We start from the raw sequence: 24,528 nt of genomic DNA, 5'->3' as shown, positions 1-24,528 counted from the left end.
CGCTACGGCATGGCGCTTCACCGTCATTACCCTTGCGGCGGAGGGGCGAATCGACCTAACGTTAACGTCAAGAGACGAGGCACTGAGAGGAGAGACCTATGTCCGATCTGGAAGGATTCCGCAGCGAAGTTCGCGACTGGCTGGAGGCGAACTGCCCGGCCGAAATGCGCGAACCCGTACGCGACGAAGGCGACGTCTATTGGGGCGGGCGCAACGCCAGCTTCAAGAGCGATGCGCAGAAGCAATGGTTCGAAGCCTGCCGCGACAAGGGCTACACGGTTCCCGAATGGCCCAAGGAATATGGCGGCGCCGGGCTGACCGGGGCCGAGGGCAAGGTCCTGCGCCAGGAAATGGCACGGATCGACGCGCGCCCGCCGCTTTCGAGCTTCGGCATCTGGATGCTCGGCCCGGCTTTGCTGCATTTCGGTACAGAGGGCCAGAAGCAGCGCTTCCTCACCGAGATCGCCAATGGCGAAATCCGCTGGTGCCAGGGCTATTCCGAGCCGGGTTCGGGATCCGACCTCGTCTCGATGCAGACCTTTGGCGAAGACAAGGGCGACCATTGGGTGGTCAACGGCCAGAAAGTCTGGACCTCTTACGCCGACGAAGCCGACTGGATCTTCTGCCTCGTCCGCACGGACAAGGAGAACAAATACCAGGGCATCACCTTCATGCTGTTCGACATGGCGGGCGAGGGCGTCAGCACCAAGCCGATCAAGCTGATCAGCGGCAACAGCCCGTTCTGCGAAACCTTCATGGACGATGTGAAGGTGCCCAAGAGCTATGGCGAGGACGTCCCGGCCTATGTCGGCGAAATCAACCGCGGCTGGGATGTGGCGAAATATCTGCTGGGCCACGAGCGCGAGATGATCTCGGGCGCGGGCGGCGGCGATCGCACCAGCGCCATCGGCGCGGCGGTGAAGCGCAATGTCGGCGAGATCGACCCGGTGCTGCGCGCCGAACTGGCGATGTTCGATGTCGATGCACTGGCCTATGCCGCGATGGGGGAGAAATTCCTCGACGAGATGAAGGCCGGCAAGGGCCATCCGGCGCAGCCCAACATGATGAAATACGTCGGCACGGAACTCAACAAGCGCCGTCACGAGCTGATGATGGCAGCAGGCGGTTCGCGCGCCCTGGAATGGGAGAGCGAGGACACCAGCGGTGGCAAGCCGGCGCGTAACTGGTTGCGGACCAAGGCCAATTCGATCGAAGGCGGCACCAGCGAAGTGATGCTCAACGTCATTTCCAAGCGGATCCTCGATCTGCCCGGCGCCTAACTATTCACGTCGCCCCGGCGAAAGCCGGGGTCTTTCTCCGCGGGCTCAGGCCGCGCGGCACCAGATCCCGGTCACGCCGGGATGACGAAAAGGGAACATCATGCCACTCTATCACGACGACGATCAGGCGATGCTGGCCGAAAGCGCCAGCCAGTTCATGTCCGAACAGGGCAACACCCAGAAACAGCTGCGCCACTGGCGCGACAAGGATTGCAAGGACGGTTTCGGCCATGAATTGTGGAAGCAGTTCGCCGAGATGGGCTTCACCGGCATTCTGGTCGGCGAAGATCACGGCGGGCTCGGGATGGGCAATGTCGAAGCGGGAATCGTGCTCGAGGAAATCGGTCGCAACCTGACTCCCTCGCCGTTCCTCACCAGCTCGGTGCTGGCGGCGACCGCGCTCAAGCATGCCAGCGACGACGCCAAGGGTCGCTGGCTCCCCGGCATGGTCGAAGGCGAGAAAGTCTATGCCGTCGCCATCGACGAGGGCGCCAAGCACCGACCCGAGACGATCCGCACCAAGGCGGAGAAATCGGGCAATGGCTTCAGGATCTCGGGGCAGAAGGATTTCGTCATCCATGGTGCCAGCGCCGACATGATGATCGTCGCCGCGCGCACCTCTGGCGGCGACAGCGACGAAGACGGAATCACGCTGTTCGCGGTCCCCAAGGATGCCAGCGGGATGAGCCATGACGCGGTCCGGCTGGTCGACAGCTCGGTCGCAACGCACACCAAGTTCGACGGTGTCGAACTCGACGGCGATGCGGTCATCGGCGAGGTCGACGGCGGGCGAGCGGTGCTCAACGCCATGCTCACCGCGGGCCGCATCGGCGCGGCGGCCGAAGGCGCGGGCGTGGCGCGTGGGGCGATGGACATGACCATCGACTATCTCAAGCAGCGCAAGCAGTTCGGCAGGCTGATCGGCGAATTCCAGGCGCTCCAGCACCGCGCCAGCCATCTCTATTCCGAGGTCGAGATCGCCCGCGCGGTCGTGATCAAGGCGGCGCAGATGCTCGACGGCGGCAGCGAGCAGGCCGATCTGATGGCTTCGGTCGCCAAGGCCAAGGTCGCCAAGGCGGCGGGTCTTGCGGTCCGCGAAGGCGTGCAGATGCACGGCGGCATCGGGATGACCGACGAATACGACATCGGCCTCTACATGAAGCGCGACCGCGCACTGCAGGAATTCCTGGGCGACCAGTATTACCACGCGGGCCGCGTCGCCGAGATGAGCGGCTACTGATCCGAGAAACCGCCGCCGGCTCGGGCCTGCGACGGCGGGACATTCACCGGGTAAGCGGAGCGGTTCCGCTGCCACCACGGGAGACGATACTATGAATCTCAACGACCTTTTCAGCCTCGAGGGGCGCACCGCGCTCGTCACCGGCGGCAGCCGTGGCATCGGACGGATGATCGTCGAAGGCTTCCTCGCCGCCGGGGTCGACCGGGTCTACATCACTGCGCGCAAGGGCGGCGAGCTGCACGAAACCGCTGCGGAATTGGGCGACAAGGTCGTCCCGATCCAGGGCGACATCTCGACCATGGCAGGGATCGACGAGCTGGTGGCGGAAATTTCCGGTCGCGAGAGCAAGCTCGACATTCTGGTCAACAATGCCGGCGCCGCCTGGGGGAACGACTATCTCGATTTCCCCGAGCAGGGCTGGGACAAGGTCATGGACCTCAACGTCAAGACGCCCTTCTTCCTGACGCAGAAGCTCCACACGCTGCTGACCGCCGCCGCCAGCCACGAGCGACCGGCCAAGGTCATCAACATCGCCAGCATCGACGGGCTAAGGATCAACCCCTGGGAAACCTATTCCTACCAGGCGTCGAAGGCCGCGCTGATCCATCTCACCCGCCGCATGGCTGCGCGGCTGGTGCAGGACCATGTCTATGTCACCGCGATTGCGCCCGGCGCCTTTCCCTCGGACATGAACAAGGTCGCGCGCGACATGGCGGATGAAAGCGCGAAGGGCATTCCCAACAGGCGCGTCGGCGATGCCATGGATATGGGCGGCAGCGCCGTCTATCTGGCGAGCCGCGCGGGGGATTACACCGTGGGCGAAACGCTCGCGGTGGATGGCGGTATCGTCAACGCCCACCTACCGACGCACTTCGCCGATCCCGCCGGAGGGCGCTGACCTCGGCGGCTTCGACCACTATCCGCTCGCTCGGCAGATGAATCGCGGGCAGGCTCTCGAACTCGGGCCGGGCGAGCAGATAGCCCTGGATGTAGCGCACTCCCATCTTTCGCAGCGCCTCGAATTCCGCGACGGTCTCGATCCCTTCGGCGATCACGCCGATGCCGAGCGAATGCGCCATGCGCACCACGCCCTCGACCACCAGACGCTGTGGCCTCGAGTGGTCCAGATCGCGGATCAGCGCCATGTCGAGCTTGAGATAGTCGGTCTGGAATTTTGCCAGCAGGCCAAGGCCGGCATGTCCGGCGCCGAAATCGTCGATCGCGGTGCCGAAGCCGAGCTTTTGATAGGCCTCGATGATGCTGCGGACATGATCGCTGTCGATCATCTCCTCGTTTTCGGTGAATTCGAAGATCAGCCGCTCGGTCGGAAAGCCCGTCGCCAGCGCGGTCTTGAGCGTGAGCTGGATGCAGGCCAGCGGCGAATAGACCGCGTTGGGCAGGAAATTGATCGACAGGCAAGCGCCGGTGTCGAGGATACCCGCAGCCACCGCGCCCTCGATCGCCGCGACCCGACATTTCTGATCGAAGGCGTAACGGCGCTCATCCGAGACGCTCGCCAGAACTTCGGCTGCACCTTCGCCGTTACCGCCCCGAACCAGAGCTTCGAAAGCGAACGGCTTGCCAGTCTCGACATCGACGATCGGCTGAAAAGCCATCGAAATGTCGAATTCGTGCATTTCCGACCTGCACCCTTGGCACCCTGATTTCACGCGACGGTCTCCTTAACCAGTGACCGGTAAAAGGCAGAGAGCTAATATCGGGTAAACGGGTTGATTTATCTAACGAATAATAGGCCGCCAAAGCCGGCTTGTCACAGCATCAGTTCACGCACGAAGGGGATCAAGCCAGTTTGGCGCTGGCGCTTCATCCGCTCGGCGGCGAGGATCTGGTGGACCTTGGCGAAACAGGCATCGACATCGTCGTTGATGATCACATAGTCATAGCCGTCCCAGTGACTGATCTCGCTGCGCGCGCGTTCCATCCGGCCGACGATTACTTCGGCGGAATCGGTTCCGCGGCCCGTCAACCGGCGTTGCAATTCGTCGAGGCTGGGCGGGAGAATGAAGACCCGGACGACATCCTGCTGATCTTTCTGGAAAAGCTGCTGCGTGCCCTGCCAGTCGATGTCGAACAGAAAATCCTGCCCGTCCTTCAGCGCAGAGCGGATGCGGCCTTTGGGGGTGCCGTAGCGATAGCCGAAGACATGCGCCCATTCATAGAAATCGTCATCCTCGATCATCGCGTCGAATTCGCTGTCCGAGACGAAATGATAGTGGACGCCCTCAATCTCTCCGGGTCGCGGCGGGCGCGTGGTGGCGGACACGGAAAGCTTGATGTCCTCGTCGGCGGCTAGCAGCATGCGCGAGATGGTCGTCTTGCCCGCCCCCGAAGGCGAGGAGAGAATATACATCAGGCCGCGGCGGTGAAGCGCGTCGGACTCGGTGTCGACGTCGATGTCGGGCTGCGAGCCACTAGAAGGGGGGGATTGGGCCATGGGGGCTGTTGGCCCATGGCGGCGGGGCAAATCAAGCCCCGTGATGTTTCAGCACGCGATGCTCAGTCGGGCTTCGCCTGCTTGCGGAGTGCGCTCTCGCCAGCACGCCGGGACTTGCGGCGCGACTGACTGCGGTCGAACAGGACCTTGAGAACGAGGCCGGTGCTGACGATCGCGGCGCCGGGAATCGAGCGGGTTGCGACCTTGGTTACGCCGTACGCGGCCATCGTATGCAGCAGCGAGCGGTTTTCGACCGCGTCCTTGGCGAACTGGCTGCCGTACTTGCGGCCCAGCACCGCCTTTTCCACGGTCAGCCGCGACAACCGACCCACGCTGCGGAGCAGAATGTCGTTGATGATGAGGTTGGTCGAGGGATTGGTACTCGGGCCCGGTACCGTGTCGCGCTCGCCAGAGAGCGCATCGGCGGCATCGTCGATCCGGTCGGAGACGGTGTCGGTCAGGTGGGTTGGTTTTGCCATGAGAGTCTGCCCCGTTGCGGCGCAGACGCTAGACTGCGCGGTTATTTCTTGCGGCCGAAATCGACCGTGACGACATTCGAGCCGTCATTGCTTTCCTTAACGGTCCCGTCGGCGTCGTGTTCCGCTTCGTCATTGCCGGGGTCGTCGGTGGCGGTTGGTGCCATGTCGGCGACGGTGGCCTGGAACTGCAGCCCGAAGTCCACCGCCGGATCGACGAACTGGGTAATCGCAGCATAGGGAACCACCAGCTCGGCGGGAATCTGGTTGAACGACAGGCCGACGCTGAAGAGCTCTTCCTCGACCCGCAAGTCCCAGAACTTGTTCTGCAGGACGATGGTCATCTCGTCCGGGAACCGTTCGCGCAGCGAGTTGGGAACTGAGACGCCCGGGGCGTGGGTCTTGAAGGTGATGTAAAAGTGGTGCGCACCGGGCAGTTCACTGCCCGCGTTGACGATCTCGCCCAGCACGCGGCCGACCACTGCGCGCAGGGCCTCCTGCACGATGGCGTCGTAGGGGATCAGGCTGTCGGGTGTATCGTCGCTCATGCGGTGCTAGGTGGAGCGGCACTGCTCGCGGGTCAAGCGCCTTGCGCCACTGTTTTGCCCGTCCAGCGCGCCAGACTGCCCTCGCGTCTTGCGCCATGCCGCCAAGGGTTCTAGCGCTCGCGCCCATGCGCACAGGCACTATCGAACGCAACACCACGGAAACCGCCATCCATGTGACGGTCGATCTCGATGGCACTGGAAGCTATGCGGTGGAAACCGGCATCGGCTTCCTCGATCACATGGTCGAACAGTTTTCGCGCCATTCGTTGATCGACGTGACGATGAAGGTCCAGGGCGATCTCCATGTCGATCAGCATCACACCACCGAGGACAGTGCGATCGCGCTCGGCCAGGCGCTGGCGCAGGCGCTGGGCGACAAGGGCGGAATCGCGCGCTACGGCACGGCCTATTCGCCGATGGACGAGACGCTGGCACGGGTCGCGCTGGATATTTCCGGGCGACCTTTCCTGGTGTGGAAAGCCGGCTTCACGCAGGAAAAGCTCGGCGAATGGGACACCGAGCTGATCGAACACTGGTTCCATTCGGTGGCGCAAGCTGCTGGAATCACACTGCATTGCGAGCTGCTCTATGGGCAGAACAACCACCATATCTGCGAGGCGCTGTACAAGGGTTTCGCGCGCGCGATGCGTCAGGCGGTCGAGATCGATCCGCGCAAGCGTGGGGCGGTGCCGAGCACCAAGGGGCAGCTAGGTGGCTGAGATCATTGCGCTGGTCGATTACGGCGCGGGCAATCTGCACTCTGTTGAAAACGCACTGAAATCGGTGGGGAAATCCGTGGGAGCGCAGGTGCATGTCACCGCCGATCCGGACGTGTTGCGCGCCGCCGACCGGATCGTTCTTCCCGGGGTCGGTTCGTTCAAAGCCTGCGCCGAAGGGTTGAGGGCTGTCGAGGGTGCGGTGGAGGCGATTGCCGAACGGGTGCACATCGGCGGAGCGCCGTTTCTCGGGATTTGCGTCGGCATGCAATTGCTTGCAAGCCGCGGGCTGGAACATGGCGTAACCGACGGACTGGACTGGATTTCCGGGGAAATCCGCCGGATCGAGCCGCATGACGATACTATCAAGATCCCGCATATGGGCTGGAACGATGTTGCCATGACGCCCCATGCTCGCGATCACGATCTGGTCGAGCCGGGCGAGGCCTATTTTCTCCACTCCTACCATTTTCATGCCGACAGCGGCGCGGACGTTGTGGCGATGACCGATCATGGTGGCGGACTGGTCGCCGCGGTCGGGCGCGACAACATCCTCGGAGTCCAGTTCCACCCTGAAAAGAGCCAGGGCTATGGCCTTGCACTGCTCGAACGTTTTCTCGAATGGAGACCGTGACGTGATCGTCTTTCCCGCAATCGATCTCAAGGGCGGCGATGTGGTGCGGCTGGCCGAGGGCGATATGGCCCGCGCCACGGTCTATGGCGACGATCCCGCCGCGCAGGCGATGCTGTTTGCCGAGGCCGGCGCGCAGTACCTCCATGTGGTCGATCTCGATGGCAGCTTTGCGGGCCGCGCCGAAAACCGCGAGGCGGTAGAGGCTATCGTCGATGCCTTCCCCGGCCATGTGCAGCTGGGAGGCGGCATTCGCGATGCCAACGCGGTCGAGGGCTGGTTCGCGCTCGGCGTGGCGCGGGTGGTGATGGGTTCGGCGGCGCTTAAGGATCCCGAATTCGTCAAGGCCATGGCGAAGGAATGGGAGAACGGCATCGTCGTCGCGGTCGATGCCAGGGACGGCATGGTCGCGACCGAGGGCTGGGCTGAAGTCTCCGATGTGCCCGTTCGCGATCTCGCGCGGCGGTTCGAGGATGCGGGCGTCGCCAGCCTGCTGTTCACCGATATCGGTCGCGACGGGATGCTCAAGGGCTGCAACATCGACGCGACGGTCGAGCTGGCGCGCAGCGTCCGGATTCCGGTGATCGCCAGCGGCGGGGTCAAGGGGCTGGACGATATCCGCATGCTTGCCCTGCACGCCAGTGACGGGATCGAGGGCGTGATCACCGGTCGGGCGCTTTACGAGGGGCGGCTCGATCTGGCGGCGGCGATCCAGATGGCGGAACGGGCGTGAGGCACGCATGACGGTCCGCATCCGCGTCATACCCTGTCTCGACGTCGCCGATGGCCGCGTCGTCAAGGGCGTCAATTTCGTCGACCTTCGGGATGCCGGCGATCCGGTAGAGCAGGCGCAGGCTTATGATGCAGCCGGAGCGGACGAGCTTTGCTTTCTCGACATTTCGGCCAGCCACGAAGGGCGCGGGACGTTGATCGACATCGTCAGCCGGACCGCTGCGGTGTGCTTCATGCCGCTGACCGTGGGCGGCGGGGTGCGCAGCGTCGAGGATGCGCGCGCGCTTCTCCTGGCAGGGGCGGACAAGGTCGCGGTCAACTCCGCCGCGGTCGCGCGGCCCGAGCTGGTCGGCGAGATCGCCGCGCGCTTCGGCAACCAATGCGTGGTCGGCTCGGTCGATGCGCGCAGGACAGAAGCGGGCCGCTGGGAGATTTTCACCCATGGCGGGCGTAAAGCCACCGGGATCGACGCGCTCGAACACGCCATCCGGCTCGCCGAGCTGGGCGCGGGCGAATTGCTGGTCACCTCGATGGATGGCGACGGGACCAAGCGCGGCTACGATCTGGAGCTGACCCGCACCATCGCCGATGCGGTCCGGGTGCCGGTGGTAGCCAGCGGCGGCGTCGGCACGCTCGAGCATCTGGTCGAGGGCGTGCGCGAGGGCCATGCCAGCGCAGTGCTGGCGGCGTCGATTTTCCATTTCGGCGAATACACCATCGCAGATGCGCATGACGCGCTGCGCGCAGCGGGGCTGCCTGCCCGCGGCTGACCCATGCTGATGACCGGGCGCGGCTGAATAGCCACAAGAGGGTATCAAAGCGGGACGCTTTGCAAGATTGATTCCCCGCCATCGCGCCGCGCGCCTATGGCTGCGCCATGTCTAGTCACGCCATCGCGATCGTATCCCAATTGTCGATGCTTCCGGGCGTCCAAAAGACGGCCGAGGCGTTGAGCGAGCCGAGCACTCTGCTGCTGGTCGGCATCTCGCTGGGCGGGATTGCACTGGGGCGTCTTCTCACGCTGGGTTACCGCGCACAGGATTGACCCGCGCCGCGCAGCCTTCCATGACCCGCGCCATGGACACGCTGACCCGCCTCGAAGCCACCATCGCTCAGCGCCGCGGTGCCGACCCTTCCTCCAGCTACGTCGCCCAATTGCAGGCCCGCGGCCTCCCCGTGATCGCGCGCAAGCTGGGCGAGGAAGCGGTCGAGGCCGTGGTCGCCTCGCTCTCGGGCGACAGCGAAGAACTGGTCGGCGAAGCGGCGGACCTCTTGTTCCACCTGCTTGTACTGCTGGGCGAGAAGGATATCGCGCTGGATCAGGTCCTGGCCGAGCTCGACCGCCGCGAGGGCCTGTCGGGACTGGATGAAAAAGCGAGCAGGAGCGAGTGATGCCGATCGATGCCACCCAACCCTATGACGACGACAATATCTTCGCCAGGATTCTGGCGGGCGATATCCCCTCGACCAAGGTCTATGAGGACGAATGGGCCTATGCCTTCGAGGACATCAACCCGCAGGCCGAGATTCACACGCTGGTGGTGCCCAAGGGCAAATACGTCAGCTGGGACGATTTTTCGCAGCACGCCGGGGCCGAGGAAATCGCCGGTTTCGTCCGCGCGGTGGGCAAGGTGGCGCGCGACAAGGGGCTGGTCGAGCCGGGTTACCGGCTGATGGCCAATGTCGGCGCGCACGGCGGACAGGAAGTGGCGCATCTGCATGTCCATATCTTCGGCGGCCAGCCGCTGGGTCCCATGATTGCCCGCTGATCGCTCGCTTATCGTTTAAAAACGGCCACCGGCTTTCGTCGGTTACGCTGCCCGCTTCGTCGTTTGCGATTGCTAGGCGAATCCCGCCTGCGCTAGAGCGCGCGGAATTATGAACCGCCCCAACCTCCCCGATGGCACGCTCGATGGCGACAGGCATTTCTATGCCGTACGCGTCTACTACGAGGACACCGACCTGTCGGGGATAACCTATCACGCCAATTACCTGCGCTGGTTCGAGCGCGCGCGGTCGGACCTGCTGCGTCGGCTGGCGATCGACCAGCGAGCCGCGATCGAGGCGGGCGAGGGGGCCTATGCGGTCTCCGAGGTCATGCTCAAATATCTCCGCCCGGCGAAGCTCGACGACGACGTGCTGATCGAGACGCGCTGCACCCAGATGCGCGCGGCCAGTTGCCGGATGCACCAGCGCGCGTTTCGCGGCGACGAATTGCTCGCCGAGGCGGAGCTGCGCGTCGGCTTCGTAGCCCCCGATGGCCGCCCGACCCGCCAGCCCGCCGCTTGGCGCGAGGCTTTTACCCGTTTCATGGAATCACAGGACACCGCATGAGCTCGCTATCGATCCTTACCGCCGCCCCCACCGGGCTCGATCCGCTCGAACTGTTCCTGCAGGCCGATATCGTCGTCAAGGCGGTGATGGCGGGGCTGCTGCTCGCCAGCGTCTGGACTTGGATGATCATCATCTCCTTCGCGCTGCGGATGGGCAAGTTGAACCGCCAGACCCGCGTCTATGACGAGGAATTCTGGCAGGCCGACAGCTTCGACCGCTTCATGTCCGAACGCGGTCGCAAAGACCTGCCCCCCGCCCGCGTCGCCAACGCCGGGGTGACCGAATGGCGCCGCTCGACCAAGGACGGGGTCAAGGATCGCGACGGCCTGCGCCAGCGGCTGGCCGGTGCCATGGACAGCCAGGTCGCGGGCGAGGCCGATCTGCTGGCCGAGCGCCTCAATTTCCTCGCCACCGTCGGTTCGGTGGCGCCTTTCGTGGGCCTCTTCGGCACCGTCTGGGGGATCATGGACAGCTTCTTCCAGATCGGTGCGGAGGGTTCCTCCTCGCTCGCGGTGGTTGCGCCGGGCATTTCCGAGGCACTATTCGCGACCGCGATCGGCCTGTTCGCGGCTATCCCGGCGGTGATCGCCTACAACCGCTACAGCCACGCGGTGAACCGCTACGAGACCAGGCTGCAGCGCTTTGCCGACCGGCTGCACGCCAGCTTCAGCCGCCAGCTGGAAAGCCGCTAGCATGGCGATTTCGCTAGGCTCGGGCCGAGGTGGGCGGGGGCGCGCGCGCGGGTCGCGCCGCGCGCCGATGGCGGAAATCAACGTCACGCCCTTCGTCGACGTGATGCTGGTGCTGCTGATCATCTTTATGGTCACCGCGCCGATGCTGGCCGCAGGCGTGCCGGTGGATCTGCCCGAAAGCCGCGCCAACGCTCTCGACAATGAATCGCAGGCGATCACCATCAGCATCGACGAGGCGGGCAATGTCTTTATCGACGACACGCCGGTCGAAGTGGGCGGTTTCGCGCTGGCGCTGGAAAGCCTGCCGCGCAGCGACGACGGCCCCGACATCACGCTGCGCGCCGATCGCGGGCTCGAATACGGACGGGTGATGGCGGTGATGGGCGAACTCAACCGCGCCGGGCTCAACCGTATCTCGCTGGTCACCCAGAGTTCATCGGTCGAGCCATAGCCAGACGGTGATGCAAGCAACGACCTTTCGGCGCGAAGAGCGAATCGGCCTGTTGGTGGCTTTCGCTCTGCATGTGCTGCTGGTGATCGTGCTGTTGCTCCAGCCCGATACCATGCCCGAGTTCGAGCCCGCCGAGCGGATGACGGTCAATCTGGCGAGCGATATCGGCATGGAGGCGACCGCGCCCGATCCGGTCGCGGAAAGCCGCGCCGCCGAAGCGCCGACGCTGTCCGATACGTCGGCGCCCGCGCCCGAGGTCGACAGCCCTCCGCTGCCATCGGAACCGGTCGCGCGCCCGGTCGAACGCGTCCAGCCGCCCACCCCCCGCCCGGTGCCGCGTGCCGCAACGCCGCCGCGCGAACGGCCCCGGCCACAACCCTCGGCGGCCCCGGCGCGCACTCCGCCACGCGAAGCCGCCCGTCCCGCGCAACCGGCGCAACCGGCGCAACGCGCAGGCGGTTCGCGGCTCGGCGAAAACTTCCTCGAAGGCGCGGGCAGCAGCACGAGCACCAGCGAGACCCGTGTCCCAGCCTCGCAGATCGGCGCCAGCACCCAGGCCTCGCTAATCCAGGCGATCATTCGGCAGATCCGCCCGCACTGGAGCGCGCCGCAGGGCGTCGATGCCGAATTGCTGGTGACGCAGCTGTCGTTCCGGCTCAATCCCGATGGCAGCCTCAACGGTCGCCCCCGCGTCGTCTCGCAGAGTGGGGTGACCGATTCGAACCGGCCGCAACAGGATCTGCACGCCGAACGCGCGATCCGCGCGGTCCAGCTCGCTGCCCCGTTCGATCTTCCCGACGAATATTACAACGCGTGGCGAACCATTGACGGCGCGCGTTTTGACAGGAATCTGGCCCGATGAAATATCTTGGTTTCGCACTCGCCTTTCTCGTCGCGGCTCCGGCAGCGGCGCAACAGACCGATCTCGGCCAACCGCTACCCGAGGGCGGCGAGGTCGAGACGATCGAGCAGAGCGAGGGCGGGCTCAGCTTTACCGTCACCGACGAAAGCGCGTGGGAAAATCTAGGCATCGCGATCCCGGCCTTTGCCACCGATCGCAATGTCCCGACCCCCGCCAACCAGTCGGGCACCGCCGCGCTCGGAGTCGAGCTGGCGCGCGTGGTTACCGCAAACCTGCGCAACAACGGATTGTTCGAACCCACCGGCCCCGACGCGCTGCCGCGTCCGGAGTTCGCCAACATCACCTCGCCCGAATGGGGCGTCTGGTCCAATCGCGGCGCCGAAATGCTGGTCCATGGCTATGTCCGCGGGCGCAGCGACGGGCGGCTGACGGTGGGCTGCTACCTCTACGACATGGCGCTCCAAAGCGAACTGGTGCGCGAGGGCTGGGTGGTGCCGCCCGCCGACTGGCGCCGCGCTGCGCACAAATGCTCCGACCTCATCTATTCGCGGCTGACCGGCGAGAGCCCGTTCTTCGACAGCCGCATTGCCTATATTGCCGAGACCGGCCCGAAGAATAACCGCACCAAGCGGCTGGCGATCATGGACAGCGACGGTGCCAACCATCGCTTCGTCACCACCGGGCGCTCGACCGCGCTGACGCCGCGCTATTCGCCCGATTATCGCAAGCTGGTCTATCTCAGCTATGTCGACGGCAACCCGCGGATCTATGTCTACGACATCGGCACCGGGCAGCAGACGCTGGTGACGCAGAGCGAAAACCCCACCTTCGCGCCGCGCTGGACCCCCGATGGGCGCTCGATCCTCTATTCGATGGCGGTCAATGGCAACACCGACATCTATCGCGTCAGCGCCGGTGGTGGGCAGAGTACGCGGCTGACCGATGCGCCCGGGATCGACATCGGAGGGTCCTATTCGCCCGACGGCAGCAAGATCGTGTTCGAGAGCGACCGCTCGGGAACGCAGCAGATATACGTGATGAACGCCGACGGTTCGGATCAGCAGCGGCTGTCCTTCTTCGGCGGGCGTGCCGCGACGCCCGAATGGAGCCCGCGCGGCGACCAGATCGCCTTCACCCATATTACCGGCGATTTCCGCGTCGCGGTGATGAACACCAACGGCCGCAACATCCGCTATCTGACCAACAGCTGGCAGGACGAGGCTCCGACCTGGGCGCCCAACGGCCGCATCGTGCAGTTCTTCCGCACCGAGCGCAATTCGGGCAGCACCGGGCTGTGGCAGGTCGATCTGACCGGCGAGAACGAGCGCCGCCTGCCGACGCCGGTGGACGCCTCGGACCCCGCCTGGGGACCGATCTTGCCCTGAGATCGTTGGATAACAGGGTCCAAGAAACGAAATTATCCCACTGCTGAAAGGATCGGCTCTTATGAACACTCGTTTCGCCGCCACCGTTCTTGCAGTCAGCACGCTCGCCGTGGCTGCCTGCCAGAAGAAACCCCCCGAGGAACTGCCGCCGCCGCCGCAGCAGCAGACCATGGCACCGACCCCAACCGCGCCCGCAGGTCCCGCCGCCGGCGCGCTGGGCACGCAGTCGCACTTCACCAATGCGGTGGGTGCCTCCAACACGGTCGTCTATTTCGACACCGATCGCTACAATATCGACACTTCGAGTTCGGCCAAGCTGCAGAACCAGGCGCGCTATTTCAGCCAGCATTCCAATCTGACCTTCACCATCGAAGGCCACACCGACGAACGCGGTACGCGCGACTACAACCTCGCGCTCGGCGAGCGCCGCGCCAATGCGGCCAAGAACTATCTGGTGTCGCTGGGTATCCCGGCCACCCGCATCCGTACCGTGAGCTACGGCAAGGAACGTCCGGTGGAACTCGGCTCGAACCCCACCGCCTGGGCGCAGAATCGCCGCGCCGCGAGCGTCGTGATCAACTAAACCTAGAAGTGAACCGGAACACGCCCTCTCCCTCAGGGGAGGGGGCGTTTTCTTCCTGCGGGTCGCGGCCTCAGCGCCCGATGCCGACCGAGGCCGCGAACGGCGACGGGCCGCGCAGATCGACCCCGCTCGGCGGAACCTTGTCGCCGGCGATCGCGAACAGCGCCATCGTGAAGGCGCAGAGAGTCGCGGAGAGGGTCAGTTGCTTGCTCATCGGGTTCCTTTGCACGCGCCTTGTAACGGTTGATCATGAACGCTTGGTTGCAATGCAACATTTCATATCGAAACCCGTTCCAGCCCTATGCATGCGCCGCCACCCCGACTAGACTGACGCCAATGATTGCTCGACCAATGACTTTTTGCGCGCTTCCCTGCCATGCCTAAGCCCCGTCGTTCCAACGACTGGGGCTTTCCCCGCTGGCGCGGCTACGAGGCCGGCCGCGAAGCCGCGACCATCCGGCTGTGCGATCGCCACGGCTGCGAGGAAGCGGGCGACTGCCCGGCACCCAAGGCCCCCAACAGCCCCGAACGCTGGTATTTCTGCCAGGCTCACGCTGGCGAATACAACCGCAAATGGGATTATTTCGAAGGCCTCGACAAAGCCGAGAAGGCGGCGCGCACCAAGGCCGAGCAGAGTGAGACCGCCGGCTATGCCGAGGCGCAGCATTACGGTTGGGCAAGCAGCGGCGACGGCTCGCGCAGTCCCGACGAAATGCGCGCGCTCGAAATGCTCGAGCTCGAGGCGGATGCCGATTTCGCCACGGTCAAGAAGGGCTGGCGCGACAAGGCCAAGAAGGTCCATCCCGACGTCAAGCCGGGCGATGTAGAGGCTGCGGCAGAATTCCAGAAGCTGCAGGTCGCCTATGAGGTGCTCAAGGCGGCCGAGGAACGGCGCGAGTGGCGCGGCTAGGGCGCTAGTCTCTTAGCCCTCGAGGTGGCGGACAATCGCTGCCGCCAGCTGCGCCCCCAGCCCGGAGCCCTGTTCGGGATAGAGATAGGGCTCGATTAATTCGGCTTCCATCACCGCCAGCCTGCCGTCGGGCAGCCGGACCATATCGACCCGCGCGTAGAGCAGGTCGGCAAAGGGCAGCGCATCGACTACCGCCTGCGCGGTGGCGAGATCGTCCGCGGACGGCGCGAATTCGGCCTCGCACCCCCCGTAGAGCGACTGGATGCGATAATCGTCGGTCGCGGGGGTCTTGCGCACGCCGTGGCTGAACGTGCCGTCGATGAAGACGAAGGTGAATTCGCCCTCCTCGCGGATCGCCGGTAGGAAGGGCTGGATCATGCAGCGCCGGCCCATCCGCCAGTCGGCACCGGGCATGGTGTCGCGGGTGAAACTGTGCTGGCCGAGCCCGCCCGCACCGGTCTGCCTCTTGATCACCACGCGATCGCTGGCGAAGTGGTCCATGGCCTTGGCCAGATCGGAGCTCGTGGCATCGTCGCACCACAGCGTCGGGACGGTCACCGCACCGCCTGCTTCCAGCTCACGCAGGTAGCGCTTGTCGGCATTCCAGCGCACGGCCTCGGGCGAATTGCAGACCGCGATCCCCCTGGCAGCAAGCGCATCGAGCCTCGCGATGAACTCGTCCGGATGGTCCTGATAATCCCACGCCGTGCCCAGCAGAACCATCTCGAGACCGTCGAACGCTTCAATTGGTGCGCGCCAGTCGATCTCGACTAGTTCCAGCCCCGCGTCAGCGAACGGTGGGCGCAACGCGGCCACTTCGAGATCGTGCTCGAAGGCGTCGCCGCGCCGCTCCGCCGCGCCGCCCTTGTGGGCGGGCAGCGTCGCGGCGCAGCCGAGAAAGCCGATTCTTGCCATGTGTTCAATCGGTCTCAGACGTGCTCGAGCGCCTGTTCGAAATCGGCGATCAGATCGTCGGCATCCTCGATTCCGACCGAGATCCGCACCAGATTGTCCCCGATCCCAAGTTCGGCCCTGCGCCCTTCGGCAACCGAAAGGTGGGTCATCGAGGCGGGGTGGCTGGCGAGGGTCTCGGTCCCGCCAAGGCTCACTGCGAGCTTGGCGATGGTGAGGTTGTCGAGGAAGCGGAAGCATTCGGCCTCACCGCCCTTGATAAAGACCGAGAAGGTCGAGCCCGCGCCGAGGCAATGGCGATCGTAGATATCCTGCTGGCGGGCATCGTCGATCATGCCGAGGTAGCCCAACCGTTCGACCTTGGGGTGCTTGGACAGATAATCGCAGACCTTGGCGGCGTTCTCGCCTGCGCGCTGCATGCGCAGTTCCACGGTCTCGAGCGAGCGCAGCAGCATCCAGGCGGTGTTGGGATCGCAGATGCCGCCCATCGTGTTGCGCAAGGACCGGACCGGATCCATCCACTTGCGCGCACCGGCGATCGAACCCGCGACGAGGTCCGAATGACCGCCAACATATTTGGTCAGCGAATAGACGACGATGTCGGCACCCTGATCGAGCGGACGCTGCCACAGAGGACCGAGGAAGGTGTTGTCGATCGCGATCGGGCAATCGGGCCCCAATGCGGCATCGCGCGCATCGCGCACCGCTTCGATATCGACCAGCGCATTGGTCGGATTGCCGGGGCTTTCGAGATAGACCATGCAGACCTTGCCACCGCTTTCGGATGCCATGGTCTTGGCCTTGTCGAGCACCGTATCGATCTGCTCGCGCGTCGCACCGGCGGGGAAGTCGACATATTTGACGCCGAACTTCGCCAGCACCTTGGCGACGAAGCCCTCGCTCGCCGCGTAGAGCGGGCCGGAATGGACGATGACGTCGTTCTGGCTGGCAAAGGCGAGCATCAGCACGGTGATCGCGGTCATGCCGCTGGAGAAGCTCAATGCATCCTCCGCGCCGTCCCAGATGCCCAGACGATCCTCGAGGATCTCCTGGTTGGGGCCGTTGAAGCGCGAATAGACCAGCCCGTCGGCACCGCCCGGGCGCTTGCCGGTGATGCCCTCGAAATGACGCTTGCCAGCCGACGCGCTTTCGAAAGCGAAGGTGCTGGTGAGAAAGATCGGCGGCTTGAGGCTACCCTCGGAGAGCACCGGGTCGTAGCCATGGCCCATCATCAGCGTCGATGGCTTCAACGGCCGGCCCTGGATCGTAGTGACCTCGGGTTTGGGGGCTTTGCGCGGGGTGGTGGGATCGATGATGCTGTCGCTCATTGCGGCAGTCCTTCCTGTCGAGATGCCCCCAGGAAGGCGGGAGCCAGGAATGCGCTCGGGGCACCCGTTCCTAACCTCCGCAGGAACGCCTCTCCGCCGACGCCGAATCTGGCGTGGCAATTATCGCTCCCGTGTAGCGAATTCAACCGGTGAAGCGCCGGCCTTCGTCGAACGGCAGGGCATGGGTGAGTGAACGGCCGGAGCGAATAGCATCCGGCCGGACTCAATCAGCGGGGGGACAGCACCATCAGCATCTGCCGGCCTTCGAGACGCGGAAAGGCTTCGACCTTGCCGATTTCCTCGACGTCGTCGCGCACGCGGTTGAGCAGGTCCATGCCCAACTGCTGGTGCGCCATTTCGCGGCCGCGGAAGCGCAGGGTGATCTTCACCTTGTCGCCGTTCTCGATGAACTTGGTGACGTTGCGCATCTTCACCTCGTAATCATGGGTGTCGATGTTGGGACGCATCTTCACTTCCTTGATGTCCTGGGTCTTCTGCGTCTTGCGCGCGAGATTCGCCTTTTTCTGCGCCTCGTAGCGATGTTTGCCGACATCGAGGAACTTGCACACCGGCGGGTCCGCATTGGGACTCACTTCGACGAGATTGAGGCCGATTTCGTTGGCCTGCTCCATCGCTTCGCGGGTGTACATCACACCAAGGTTCTCGCCTTCGTGATCGATCACGCGGACCTTGGGAACTTGAATGAAAGTGTCGTATCGCGGGCCGCTCTTGACCGGCGGCTGCATGGAACGACGTGGTGGACGGGCTATGGGGCTGTCTCCTTGGTGGTTACAATGATCAAGCCGCGCAAATAAGCATTGTTCCCGCGCGAGGGAAGGGGATTCCGCTCGCCCTCGTCAGATTCGTCCGCCTATGTGGCGGCTAGGCAGCCCTGCGCCACAGCGGGAAGGTCGCCAGACGGTCGCTGGCGTGGACCATCGCGTCGATCCGCTCGGCGGGTTGCAGCGCCTCGAGGATGGCCGGATCGGCGGCATTCATCCCGCCCGTATAGGCGCCGAAAGCGGGCAGGATCATGCGCCCCGATGCTGTTCCGTCGGGCGCTTTGCTGGTGCTCACCACGGCACAGGGGCGGCGGATGTGGCGGCGGTGGACGGTGAGCTGCAGCCGCGGGTGGTAATGCCCCGAAAGCTCGGGGCGGGTCTCGCCGGGTTGTGCGCGGTGGCGCAGCACGACTCCGCCGATCTCTATCTCCTCGGCCAGCGTCCCGCCGCAGCGCGCGTCCATATCGGGATCGTGATTGCCGGTGATCCAGACCCAGTCGACCGCGCTGGTCAGCGCGTCGAGCATGCCGCAGGCGTGCGGTTCGAGCCGGGTCGAGCCTTGCGAATCGTGGAAATTGTCCCCCAGCGTGATCACCCGGCGCGCGCCGGTCTCGCGGATCGCCAGCGCCACCCGTTCGAGCGTCTCGCGGCTGTCGTAGGGCGGGACCATCTGGCCGTGACGCGCGAAGAAGCTGCCCTTTTCGAGATGCAGATCGGCGACCAGCAGTGCGCGCTCGCGCGGCCAGTAGAGCGCGCGGCCCTTGCTCAGGAGCCATTCCTGGCCGGCGAACGAAAGGGGAACCATGCCAGGCTATTGCCGCAGCGCCGGGTCGATGGCAAGGCTTTGCCCATGACCGACCTCACCGACCAGACCGAACAGGCCCGCCAGTGGTTCGAGCAATTGCGCGATGCGATCTGCGCCGAGTTCGAGGCGATCGAACGCGAGGCGGGTTCGGATGCGGCCTTCGACTATGCGCCCTGGCAGCGCGAGGAAGAAGGCAATGACGATCCCGGGGGCGGCACCCGCGGGTTGATGAAGGGCAAGGTGTTCGAGAAGGTCGGGGTCAACGTCTCCACCGTGCGCGGCAATTTCGCGCCCGAATTCGCCGCCACCATCAATGGCGCGACCGCCGAGAACCCCGGTTTTTGCGCGACCGGGATCAGTCTGGTGGCGCATATGGCCAACCCGCATGTCCCTGCGGTGCATATGAACACCCGCTTCCTCGTCACCGGCAAATCCTGGTTCGGGGGCGGGGCGGATCTCAATCCGCCGATCCCCTATGCGCAGGATACCGAGGAATTCCACGCCCGCTTCCGCGCCGCCTGCGCCGCGCACAATCCGACCTATTACGAACGCTTCTCGAAATGGGCGGACGACTATTTCTATATCCCCCATCGCGGGGTCCATCGCGGGGTCGGCGGGATCTTCTACGACCATCTCGAATGCCCCGACGACGCCGCTTTCGACCGCAATTTTGCCTTCACCCGCGATGTCGGCGAAGCCTTTCTCGACATCTTTCCCAGGCTGGTCCGCCGCCGGATGGAAAGCGAATTTACGCAAGCCGACAAGCTGACCCAGCTCGAATGGCGCGGGCGCTATGCCGAATTCAATCTGGTCTACGACCGCGGCACGCTGTTCGGGCTCAAGACCGGGGGCAATATCGATGCTATCCTGATGAGCCTGCCGCCCGAGGCGGTGTGGACCTGACCCAGCGTATTTGGTTGCAAATCGCCCCGTTCGCCCACAGGTTGATCGGCTATGCTGCGCCAATATGAACTAGTCGAACGGGTCAAGGAATACGACCCCGACGCCGACGAGGCGATGCTCAACCGCGCCTATGTCTACACCGTGCAGAAGCACGGCACCCAGACCCGCGCCTCGGGTGACCCCTATTTCAGCCATCCGGTCGAGGTTGCCGGGCTGATGACCGATCTCAAGCTCGATCAGGAGACCATCGCCACCGCGCTGCTCCACGACACGGTCGAGGACACGCTCGCCACGATCGAGGATATCGAGGCCAATTTCGGCCCCGAGATCGCGCGGTTGGTCGACGGGGTGACCAAACTCTCCCGCATCGAGCAGATGCCCGAGAACGAGCGCGCGGCGGAGAATCTGCGCAAATTCCTGCTGGCGATGAGCGAGGATATCCGCGTGCTGCTGGTCAAGCTGGGCGACCGGCTGCACAATATGCGCACGCTGCATTTCATCAAGAACCCGGAGAAGCGCCAGCGCATCGCGCGCGAGACCATGGATATTTACGCCCCGCTCGCCGAGCGGGTCGGCATGTACGAATACATGCGCGAAATGCAGCTGCTCGCCTTCGAGCAGATCGAGCCCGAAGCCTACCACACGATCACCAAACGGCTGTCGCAATTGCGCCAGCAGGATGGCGGCCAGGTCGATGCGATCGCGCTGGCGATGAAGCAGGCGCTGGCCGAGGCGGGGCTGCAGGTGGAAGTGAGCGGGCGCGAGAAGCATCCCTATTCGATCTGGCGCAAGATGGCCGAACGCCATGTCAGCTTCGAGCAGGTGACCGATATCATGGCGTTCCGCGTCCTCACCGATGACGAGGACGACTGCTATCGCGCGCTGGGCGTCCTCCACCGCACCTGGCAATTCCTGCCGGGCAAGTTCAAGGACTATCTCTCGACGCCGAAGACCAATGGCTACCGCTCGCTCCACACCTCGCTGATGTACGAGAACTCGATGCGGGTGGAGGTCCAGATCCGCACCCGCGAGATGCACCGCCTGAACGAATTCGGCTTTGCCGCGCACTGGGCCTACAAGCAGGGCAACCGCCCCGACGGGCAGGTCGGCTGGCTGCGCGATTTAATCGAGATCGTCGACGCCAGCCACGATGCCGAGGAACTGCTCGAGCACACGCGGATGGCGATCTACCAGGATCGCATTTTCGCCTTCACCCCCAAGGGCGCTCTGTTCCAGCTTCCCAAGGGTGCGACCCCGGTCGATTTCGCCTTTGCGGTGCACACCGATCTGGGCGCGCAAACCGTTGGCGCCAAGATCAACGGCCGGCACATGCCGCTGCGCACGCCGCTGGCGAACGGCGATGTGGTTGAGATCGTCAAGGGCACCAGCGCCGAGCCGCAATTGTCCTGGCTCGGCTATGTCGTCACCGGCAAGGCGCGCGCTGCGATCCGCCGCGCCGTGCGGCTCAAGGAACGCGCCGAGGTGGCCGAGATCGGCCAGAAACTGTTCGACGAGATCGCCAGCCGCGTGCCCGCGCGCGTCGGCAAGAAGGCGCTCAAGAAGGCGCTCGAACGGCTCGAGATGGAAGAGGACGACGATCTCTATTACGCGATCGGCGCCGCCGAGATCGAGGATCGCGACGTTATGGAGGCGCTGGTCCCCGGCTGCACCGAAGAACTTCCCGAAACCCCCGAATGGGGCAAGCGCCACATCTCGATCCGCGGGCTGACCCCCGGCGTGGCCTACACTTTCGCGGAATGCTGCCACCCGATCCCGGGCGACCGGATCGTCGGCACACGCCGCACCGGCGAGAAGGTGGAAGTCCACACCATCGAGTGCCACGAGCTGGCCAGCGGGATCGATTCGGACTGGCTCGACCTGTCATGGGGCAAGCGCGCGTCGGGAGCGGTGGGGCGCCTGCGGGTCACGCTCTACGACAAGCCTGGTACGCTGGCCGAGGCCGCGGGCATCTTCGCGCAGAACCACGCCAATGTCCGCGCGCTCGCCCAGGTCCAGAACGATCCGCCCTTCGCCAGCTATGACATCGATCTCGAGGTCCAGGATCTGGTCCACCTCAACCGCATCGTAAGCGCGCTGCGTGCGAGCGATGCGGTGGCGCAGGCCGAGCGGGTCTAGTGGGCGTAATCGGGCTCGACCACATCCAGCTCGCGATTCCGGCGGGCGGAGAGGGTGATGCCAGGGCGTTCTTCGTCGGACTGCTGGAGATGAAGGAGGTGGCAAAGCCCGCTAACCTCGCGCCCGAGGGGTGCTGGTTCGAAAGCGGGGCGCTGCGGCTGCATATCGGGGTCGATCTCGACTTTCATCCGGCAACCAGGGCGCATCCCGCGCTGCTGGTCGACGATCTTGCGGGTCTGCGCGCGAAGCTCGACGAGGCGGGCATCGCGATCCGCGAAGGCGAGGCGATCGAAGGCTACGCCCGCCTGTTCGCCAGCGATCCCTTCGGCAACCGGATCGAGTTGATGGAGCGGCTGTAGGCGAGACTGAGCCCTATTCTCCGTCCGCCACCACGCGACGTACCGGGACGGGAATATTGCAGATATCGGCGCCGCCCGCGGGTACGATGAAAAAGGGATCGCGCCGGTTGGCGCGGGCTTCGGCGTAGCGCGCGAAGCTCTCGCTCTCGGTGGAGAGATATTCGAAGCGCGGCTTCTCACCCTCGGGCAGGTCGCTGGCGATCCGGATCGACCGGATCGGGACGCGTTTAGCCGGGTCCTCGTAGAACCCCAGCGCGCCCGTGCCGCGCGGCAGGCTGGAGAGATGCTCGATCCCCTCCACGACGCGACCGACCAGCGCGATGTTGCGATCCAAATGGCGCGGTGCATGGCCGATCACGGTGTAGAGTTCGGCGCCCGATCCTGTATCGGGGGAATAGGAGCGGCCGACGCCGACCATTCCGTAGCAGTGGACGGGGTACAGCAATCCAGGTTCTTCTGGTTGCATATGAACGCCGATGGGCCATCCCAGCGAGAAAGTTGTTTTTCCATACGGTCCGACGCGTAACGGCCAGATCGTTGGTGGCCGGGTGGAGGATCTACTGGTTCCTCGGCGCTGACCAAGTATGGCGACCGGGGTATAATCTATAAGGTAGTCATTCTCGCCCATCACGCGCAGCCCTTCGGGCAACGGTTTCGCGGCTCCATCGGCTTCCGGATTGTCGACATTGGGATCGCCCCACTGGACGACGTAATTGTCCTGCACCCGGTTGACGCTGATCCCGTCGTACCAGCCCGCGCGCGCCAGCATGCGGATGTTGTCCACCCAGCCTTGCGAGAAGGGCGGCGGCATCAACTGGATCACGACTTCGCGCGCGGTGCCGTCGGCGGCGGGCGCGAGTGTCATCACCAGCAGATCGTTGGGCGCGATGAGGGTCCAGTCCTGCGGCGCGGCGGCAGCGACGATCTCACCCGGCGCGAGTACGACCGACGCCGGCACCTCCTGCGCGGCGAGAGGAAGGGCGAGCGCGAGGGCGGCGAGCGCGGATACGGCAGTTCGGATCATGCCGCGAAGCTCGCACGGAACGCAGCCGCGCACAATCGCCAATGCCGGGGCAGGGCAGGCCGACGCGGCAGTCCCCCGGTCATGCTGCCATCCCCGCCGCGCACGCCTTGCGCAAGCATATCAACCCGGCTAGAGGCGCGCCTTCCGAAACCGGGATGCGGAGCGGTGGCCGAGTGGTCGAAGGCGCACGCCTGGAAAGTGTGTATGGGTCAAAAGCTCATCGTGGGTTCGAATCCCACCCGCTCCGCCAACAATTCCTTATTTTTCCGTGGGTTACTGAAGCGCCGGTGTGCCACGGTTGGCACGTTTAGCGGCAGCTTCCCTGAAAGTCGGGCTAGCAGGACTAGTGGGACCCGAGCCATCGAGAATGTCCAGTCCGCAAACAAGGTCGTCGGCGCGGGTGTGGACACATCGTTCGGCGGTGATCTTCGGATCGGAGTGACCCGCCCAGATTTGCAGGCAGCGCAAGTCCATGCCGACAAGGGCGAGCCGCGTGAGGGCGGTGTGGGCGTAGGCATCAATAGTCAATGACGAATGGACGGCGGCTACGCGCCCAACTCCAGTCATAGGTTCGCTCGCTCAATCGCCCCGGGAGCGGCCGTTCGTATTGGACAAATTATTGAGAAACCTCCGCCCAAAGCCGGGAGCGGTTGGCCGACCATTTTTTCAACTCCGTTTGCGGACAAATTCCGCGCGCAGAACCAGGCCCTTGATGCCTTCGTAGCGGCAGTCGATCTCCTGAGGATCACCGGTCAGCCGGATAGCCTTGATGAGCGTCCCGCGCTTGATCGTTTGCCCCGCACCCTTGACCTCCAGGTCCTTGATCAGGGTAACCTGGTCGCCATCGGCCAGTAGGTTGCCCACCGCATCGAGCACCTCCACACTGTCGGTGGCGGCCTTGCGCTCGGCCAGTTGGGACGCGGGCATCCATTCGCCGGTTTCCTCGTCATAGATGTAATCATCGTCGCTCATCGCATTCTCCAA

31 protein-coding genes and 1 tRNA gene are annotated in these 24,528 nt (G+C 64.6%); 21 read left to right on the top strand and 11 right to left on the bottom strand.

Annotated elements, in window-relative coordinates; genetic code table 11:
* Positions 1–98: 98 nt before the first annotated feature.
* The 3 genes from ACWIKC_RS10125 to ACWIKC_RS10115 all read left to right on the top strand — a co-directional run bounded on the left by ACWIKC_RS10125 (position 99) and on the right by ACWIKC_RS10115 (position 3,418).
* A complete protein-coding gene (locus tag ACWIKC_RS10125) occupies positions 99–1,280 on the top strand; it encodes an acyl-CoA dehydrogenase family protein (protein ID WP_454597380.1) in 1,182 nt (393 codons plus the stop codon).
* Positions 1,281–1,380: 100 nt separating this feature from the next.
* Positions 1,381–2,520 (top strand): acyl-CoA dehydrogenase family protein, encoded by a 1,140-nt coding sequence (locus ACWIKC_RS10120; protein WP_454597379.1) that lies wholly within the window; start codon positions 1,381–1,383, stop codon positions 2,518–2,520.
* Between the two features lie 91 nt (positions 2,521–2,611).
* The gene (locus ACWIKC_RS10115; protein ID WP_454597378.1) at positions 2,612–3,418 is read left to right on the top strand and encodes an SDR family oxidoreductase; all 807 of its coding nucleotides are present in this window, start codon (positions 2,612–2,614) and stop codon (positions 3,416–3,418) included.
* Here the strand turns inward: ACWIKC_RS10115 and ACWIKC_RS10110 are convergent.
* From ACWIKC_RS10110 to ACWIKC_RS10095, 4 genes are all read right to left on the bottom strand, one after another.
* Positions 3,369–4,157 (bottom strand): EAL domain-containing protein, encoded by a 789-nt coding sequence (locus ACWIKC_RS10110; protein WP_454597377.1) that lies wholly within the window; start codon positions 4,155–4,157, stop codon positions 3,369–3,371. The two genes, ACWIKC_RS10115 and ACWIKC_RS10110, sit on opposite strands and share 50 nt — an antisense overlap.
* Positions 4,158–4,291: 134 nt before the next feature.
* Positions 4,292–4,975, bottom strand: a complete 684-nt coding sequence (gene gmk, locus ACWIKC_RS10105) for a guanylate kinase (protein ID WP_454597376.1) — start codon at positions 4,973–4,975, stop codon at positions 4,292–4,294.
* Between the two features lie 62 nt (positions 4,976–5,037).
* Entirely contained in the window at positions 5,038–5,454 is a 417-nt protein-coding gene (locus tag ACWIKC_RS10100; RefSeq protein WP_454597375.1) for a hypothetical protein, read from the bottom strand.
* Positions 5,455–5,495: 41 nt separating this feature from the next.
* A complete protein-coding gene (locus tag ACWIKC_RS10095) occupies positions 5,496–5,999 on the bottom strand; it encodes an SspB family protein (RefSeq protein WP_454597374.1) in 504 nt (167 codons plus the stop codon).
* Positions 6,000–6,124: 125 nt separating this feature from the next.
* On the opposite strand from ACWIKC_RS10095, the gene hisB reads away from it, so the two are divergent.
* The 13 genes from hisB to pal all read left to right on the top strand — a co-directional run bounded on the left by hisB (position 6,125) and on the right by pal (position 14,385).
* Positions 6,125–6,718, top strand: a complete 594-nt coding sequence (gene hisB / locus ACWIKC_RS10090) for an imidazoleglycerol-phosphate dehydratase HisB (protein WP_454597373.1) — start codon at positions 6,125–6,127, stop codon at positions 6,716–6,718.
* Entirely contained in the window at positions 6,711–7,349 is a 639-nt protein-coding gene (hisH, locus tag ACWIKC_RS10085; protein ID WP_454597372.1) for an imidazole glycerol phosphate synthase subunit HisH, read from the top strand. The genes hisB and hisH overlap by 8 nt, the downstream gene beginning before the upstream one ends.
* Before the next feature lies 1 nt (position 7,350).
* Positions 7,351–8,079, top strand: a complete 729-nt coding sequence (gene hisA / locus ACWIKC_RS10080; RefSeq protein WP_454597371.1) for a 1-(5-phosphoribosyl)-5-[(5-phosphoribosylamino)methylideneamino]imidazole-4-carboxamide isomerase — start codon at positions 7,351–7,353, stop codon at positions 8,077–8,079.
* A gap of 7 nt (positions 8,080–8,086) precedes the next feature.
* Positions 8,087–8,848 (top strand): imidazole glycerol phosphate synthase subunit HisF, encoded by a 762-nt coding sequence (hisF, locus tag ACWIKC_RS10075; RefSeq protein WP_454597370.1) that lies wholly within the window; start codon positions 8,087–8,089, stop codon positions 8,846–8,848.
* Between the two features lie 107 nt (positions 8,849–8,955).
* A complete protein-coding gene (locus ACWIKC_RS10070; RefSeq protein WP_454597369.1) occupies positions 8,956–9,123 on the top strand; it encodes a hypothetical protein in 168 nt (55 codons plus the stop codon).
* 32 nt (positions 9,124–9,155) lie between these two features.
* Positions 9,156–9,470 (top strand): phosphoribosyl-ATP diphosphatase, encoded by a 315-nt coding sequence (locus ACWIKC_RS10065; RefSeq protein WP_454597368.1) that lies wholly within the window; start codon positions 9,156–9,158, stop codon positions 9,468–9,470.
* Positions 9,470–9,847, top strand: a complete 378-nt coding sequence (locus tag ACWIKC_RS10060; RefSeq protein WP_454597367.1) for a histidine triad nucleotide-binding protein — start codon at positions 9,470–9,472, stop codon at positions 9,845–9,847. The genes ACWIKC_RS10065 and ACWIKC_RS10060 overlap by 1 nt, the downstream gene beginning before the upstream one ends.
* Before the next feature lie 109 nt (positions 9,848–9,956).
* On the top strand, positions 9,957–10,412 hold the full coding sequence (locus tag ACWIKC_RS10055; protein ID WP_454597366.1) for a YbgC/FadM family acyl-CoA thioesterase: 456 nt from the start codon (positions 9,957–9,959) through the stop codon (positions 10,410–10,412).
* Positions 10,409–11,104, top strand: coding sequence for a protein TolQ (gene tolQ, locus ACWIKC_RS10050; RefSeq protein WP_454597365.1), 696 nt, complete (start codon positions 10,409–10,411; stop codon positions 11,102–11,104). Before ACWIKC_RS10055 ends, tolQ begins: the two co-directional genes overlap by 4 nt.
* Before the next feature lies 1 nt (position 11,105).
* Positions 11,106–11,555, top strand: a complete 450-nt coding sequence (locus tag ACWIKC_RS10045; protein WP_454597364.1) for an ExbD/TolR family protein — start codon at positions 11,106–11,108, stop codon at positions 11,553–11,555.
* Between the two features lie 10 nt (positions 11,556–11,565).
* Complete coding sequence (locus ACWIKC_RS10040; protein WP_454597363.1) at positions 11,566–12,417, top strand: energy transducer TonB; 852 nt, start codon at positions 11,566–11,568, stop codon at positions 12,415–12,417.
* The gene (tolB, locus tag ACWIKC_RS10035; protein ID WP_454597362.1) at positions 12,414–13,802 is read left to right on the top strand and encodes a Tol-Pal system beta propeller repeat protein TolB; all 1,389 of its coding nucleotides are present in this window, start codon (positions 12,414–12,416) and stop codon (positions 13,800–13,802) included. The genes ACWIKC_RS10040 and tolB overlap by 4 nt, the downstream gene beginning before the upstream one ends.
* 61 nt (positions 13,803–13,863) lie before the next feature.
* Positions 13,864–14,385, top strand: a complete 522-nt coding sequence (gene pal / locus ACWIKC_RS10030; RefSeq protein WP_454597361.1) for a peptidoglycan-associated lipoprotein Pal — start codon at positions 13,864–13,866, stop codon at positions 14,383–14,385.
* A 70-nt stretch (positions 14,386–14,455) separates the two neighbouring features.
* Here the strand turns inward: pal and ACWIKC_RS10025 are convergent, their stop codons facing one another.
* A complete protein-coding gene (locus ACWIKC_RS10025) occupies positions 14,456–14,599 on the bottom strand; it encodes a hypothetical protein (RefSeq protein ID WP_454597360.1) in 144 nt (47 codons plus the stop codon).
* Positions 14,600–14,761: 162 nt separating this feature from the next.
* Between ACWIKC_RS10025 and ACWIKC_RS10020 the strand changes: the two genes are divergently transcribed.
* Positions 14,762–15,295, top strand: coding sequence for a J domain-containing protein (locus tag ACWIKC_RS10020; RefSeq protein WP_454597359.1), 534 nt, complete (start codon positions 14,762–14,764; stop codon positions 15,293–15,295).
* A gap of 12 nt (positions 15,296–15,307) precedes the next feature.
* On the opposite strand, the gene ACWIKC_RS10015 is transcribed toward ACWIKC_RS10020, so the two are convergent.
* The 4 genes from ACWIKC_RS10015 to pdeM all read right to left on the bottom strand — a co-directional run bounded on the left by ACWIKC_RS10015 (position 15,308) and on the right by pdeM (position 19,122).
* The gene (locus ACWIKC_RS10015) at positions 15,308–16,210 is read right to left on the bottom strand and encodes an ATP-grasp domain-containing protein (protein WP_454597358.1); all 903 of its coding nucleotides are present in this window, start codon (positions 16,208–16,210) and stop codon (positions 15,308–15,310) included.
* A 14-nt stretch (positions 16,211–16,224) separates the two neighbouring features.
* Complete coding sequence (locus ACWIKC_RS10010) at positions 16,225–17,535, bottom strand: cystathionine gamma-synthase family protein (protein WP_454597357.1); 1,311 nt, start codon at positions 17,533–17,535, stop codon at positions 16,225–16,227.
* A 227-nt stretch (positions 17,536–17,762) separates the two neighbouring features.
* The gene (gene infC, locus ACWIKC_RS10005) at positions 17,763–18,281 is read right to left on the bottom strand and encodes a translation initiation factor IF-3 (protein WP_067613984.1); all 519 of its coding nucleotides are present in this window, start codon (positions 18,279–18,281) and stop codon (positions 17,763–17,765) included.
* A 136-nt stretch (positions 18,282–18,417) separates the two neighbouring features.
* The gene (gene pdeM, locus ACWIKC_RS10000) at positions 18,418–19,122 is read right to left on the bottom strand and encodes a ligase-associated DNA damage response endonuclease PdeM (protein ID WP_454597356.1); all 705 of its coding nucleotides are present in this window, start codon (positions 19,120–19,122) and stop codon (positions 18,418–18,420) included.
* Between the two features lie 45 nt (positions 19,123–19,167).
* On the opposite strand from pdeM, the gene hemF reads away from it, so the two are divergent.
* The 3 genes from hemF to ACWIKC_RS09985 are packed head-to-tail and all read left to right on the top strand — an operon-like array spanning position 19,168 to position 22,520.
* The gene (gene hemF / locus ACWIKC_RS09995; protein ID WP_454597355.1) at positions 19,168–20,025 is read left to right on the top strand and encodes an oxygen-dependent coproporphyrinogen oxidase; all 858 of its coding nucleotides are present in this window, start codon (positions 19,168–19,170) and stop codon (positions 20,023–20,025) included.
* A 51-nt stretch (positions 20,026–20,076) separates the two neighbouring features.
* Positions 20,077–22,161, top strand: a complete 2,085-nt coding sequence (locus ACWIKC_RS09990) for a RelA/SpoT family protein (RefSeq protein WP_454597354.1) — start codon at positions 20,077–20,079, stop codon at positions 22,159–22,161.
* Entirely contained in the window at positions 22,161–22,520 is a 360-nt protein-coding gene (locus ACWIKC_RS09985) for a VOC family protein (protein ID WP_454597353.1), read from the top strand. The genes ACWIKC_RS09990 and ACWIKC_RS09985 overlap by 1 nt, the downstream gene beginning before the upstream one ends.
* 13 nt (positions 22,521–22,533) lie before the next feature.
* Here the strand turns inward: ACWIKC_RS09985 and ACWIKC_RS09980 are convergent, their stop codons facing one another.
* Positions 22,534–23,544 (bottom strand): peptidylprolyl isomerase, encoded by a 1,011-nt coding sequence (locus ACWIKC_RS09980; protein WP_454597352.1) that lies wholly within the window; start codon positions 23,542–23,544, stop codon positions 22,534–22,536.
* A gap of 159 nt (positions 23,545–23,703) precedes the next feature.
* Here ACWIKC_RS09980 and ACWIKC_RS09975 point away from each other — a divergent pair.
* Positions 23,704–23,794: transfer RNA gene (locus ACWIKC_RS09975), tRNA-Ser, on the top strand.
* A 416-nt stretch (positions 23,795–24,210) separates the two neighbouring features.
* Here ACWIKC_RS09975 and ACWIKC_RS09970 read toward each other — a convergent pair.
* Positions 24,211–24,516 (bottom strand): alkylphosphonate utilization protein, encoded by a 306-nt coding sequence (locus tag ACWIKC_RS09970; protein ID WP_454597351.1) that lies wholly within the window; start codon positions 24,514–24,516, stop codon positions 24,211–24,213.
* Between the last annotated feature and the right edge of the window lie 12 nt (positions 24,517–24,528).

It is taken from the genome of Qipengyuania sp. SM2507 (genome assembly GCF_053714505.1).
The sequence above is the reverse complement of the archived record's forward strand: the minus strand, read 5'-3'. Positions and strand labels throughout refer to the sequence as shown.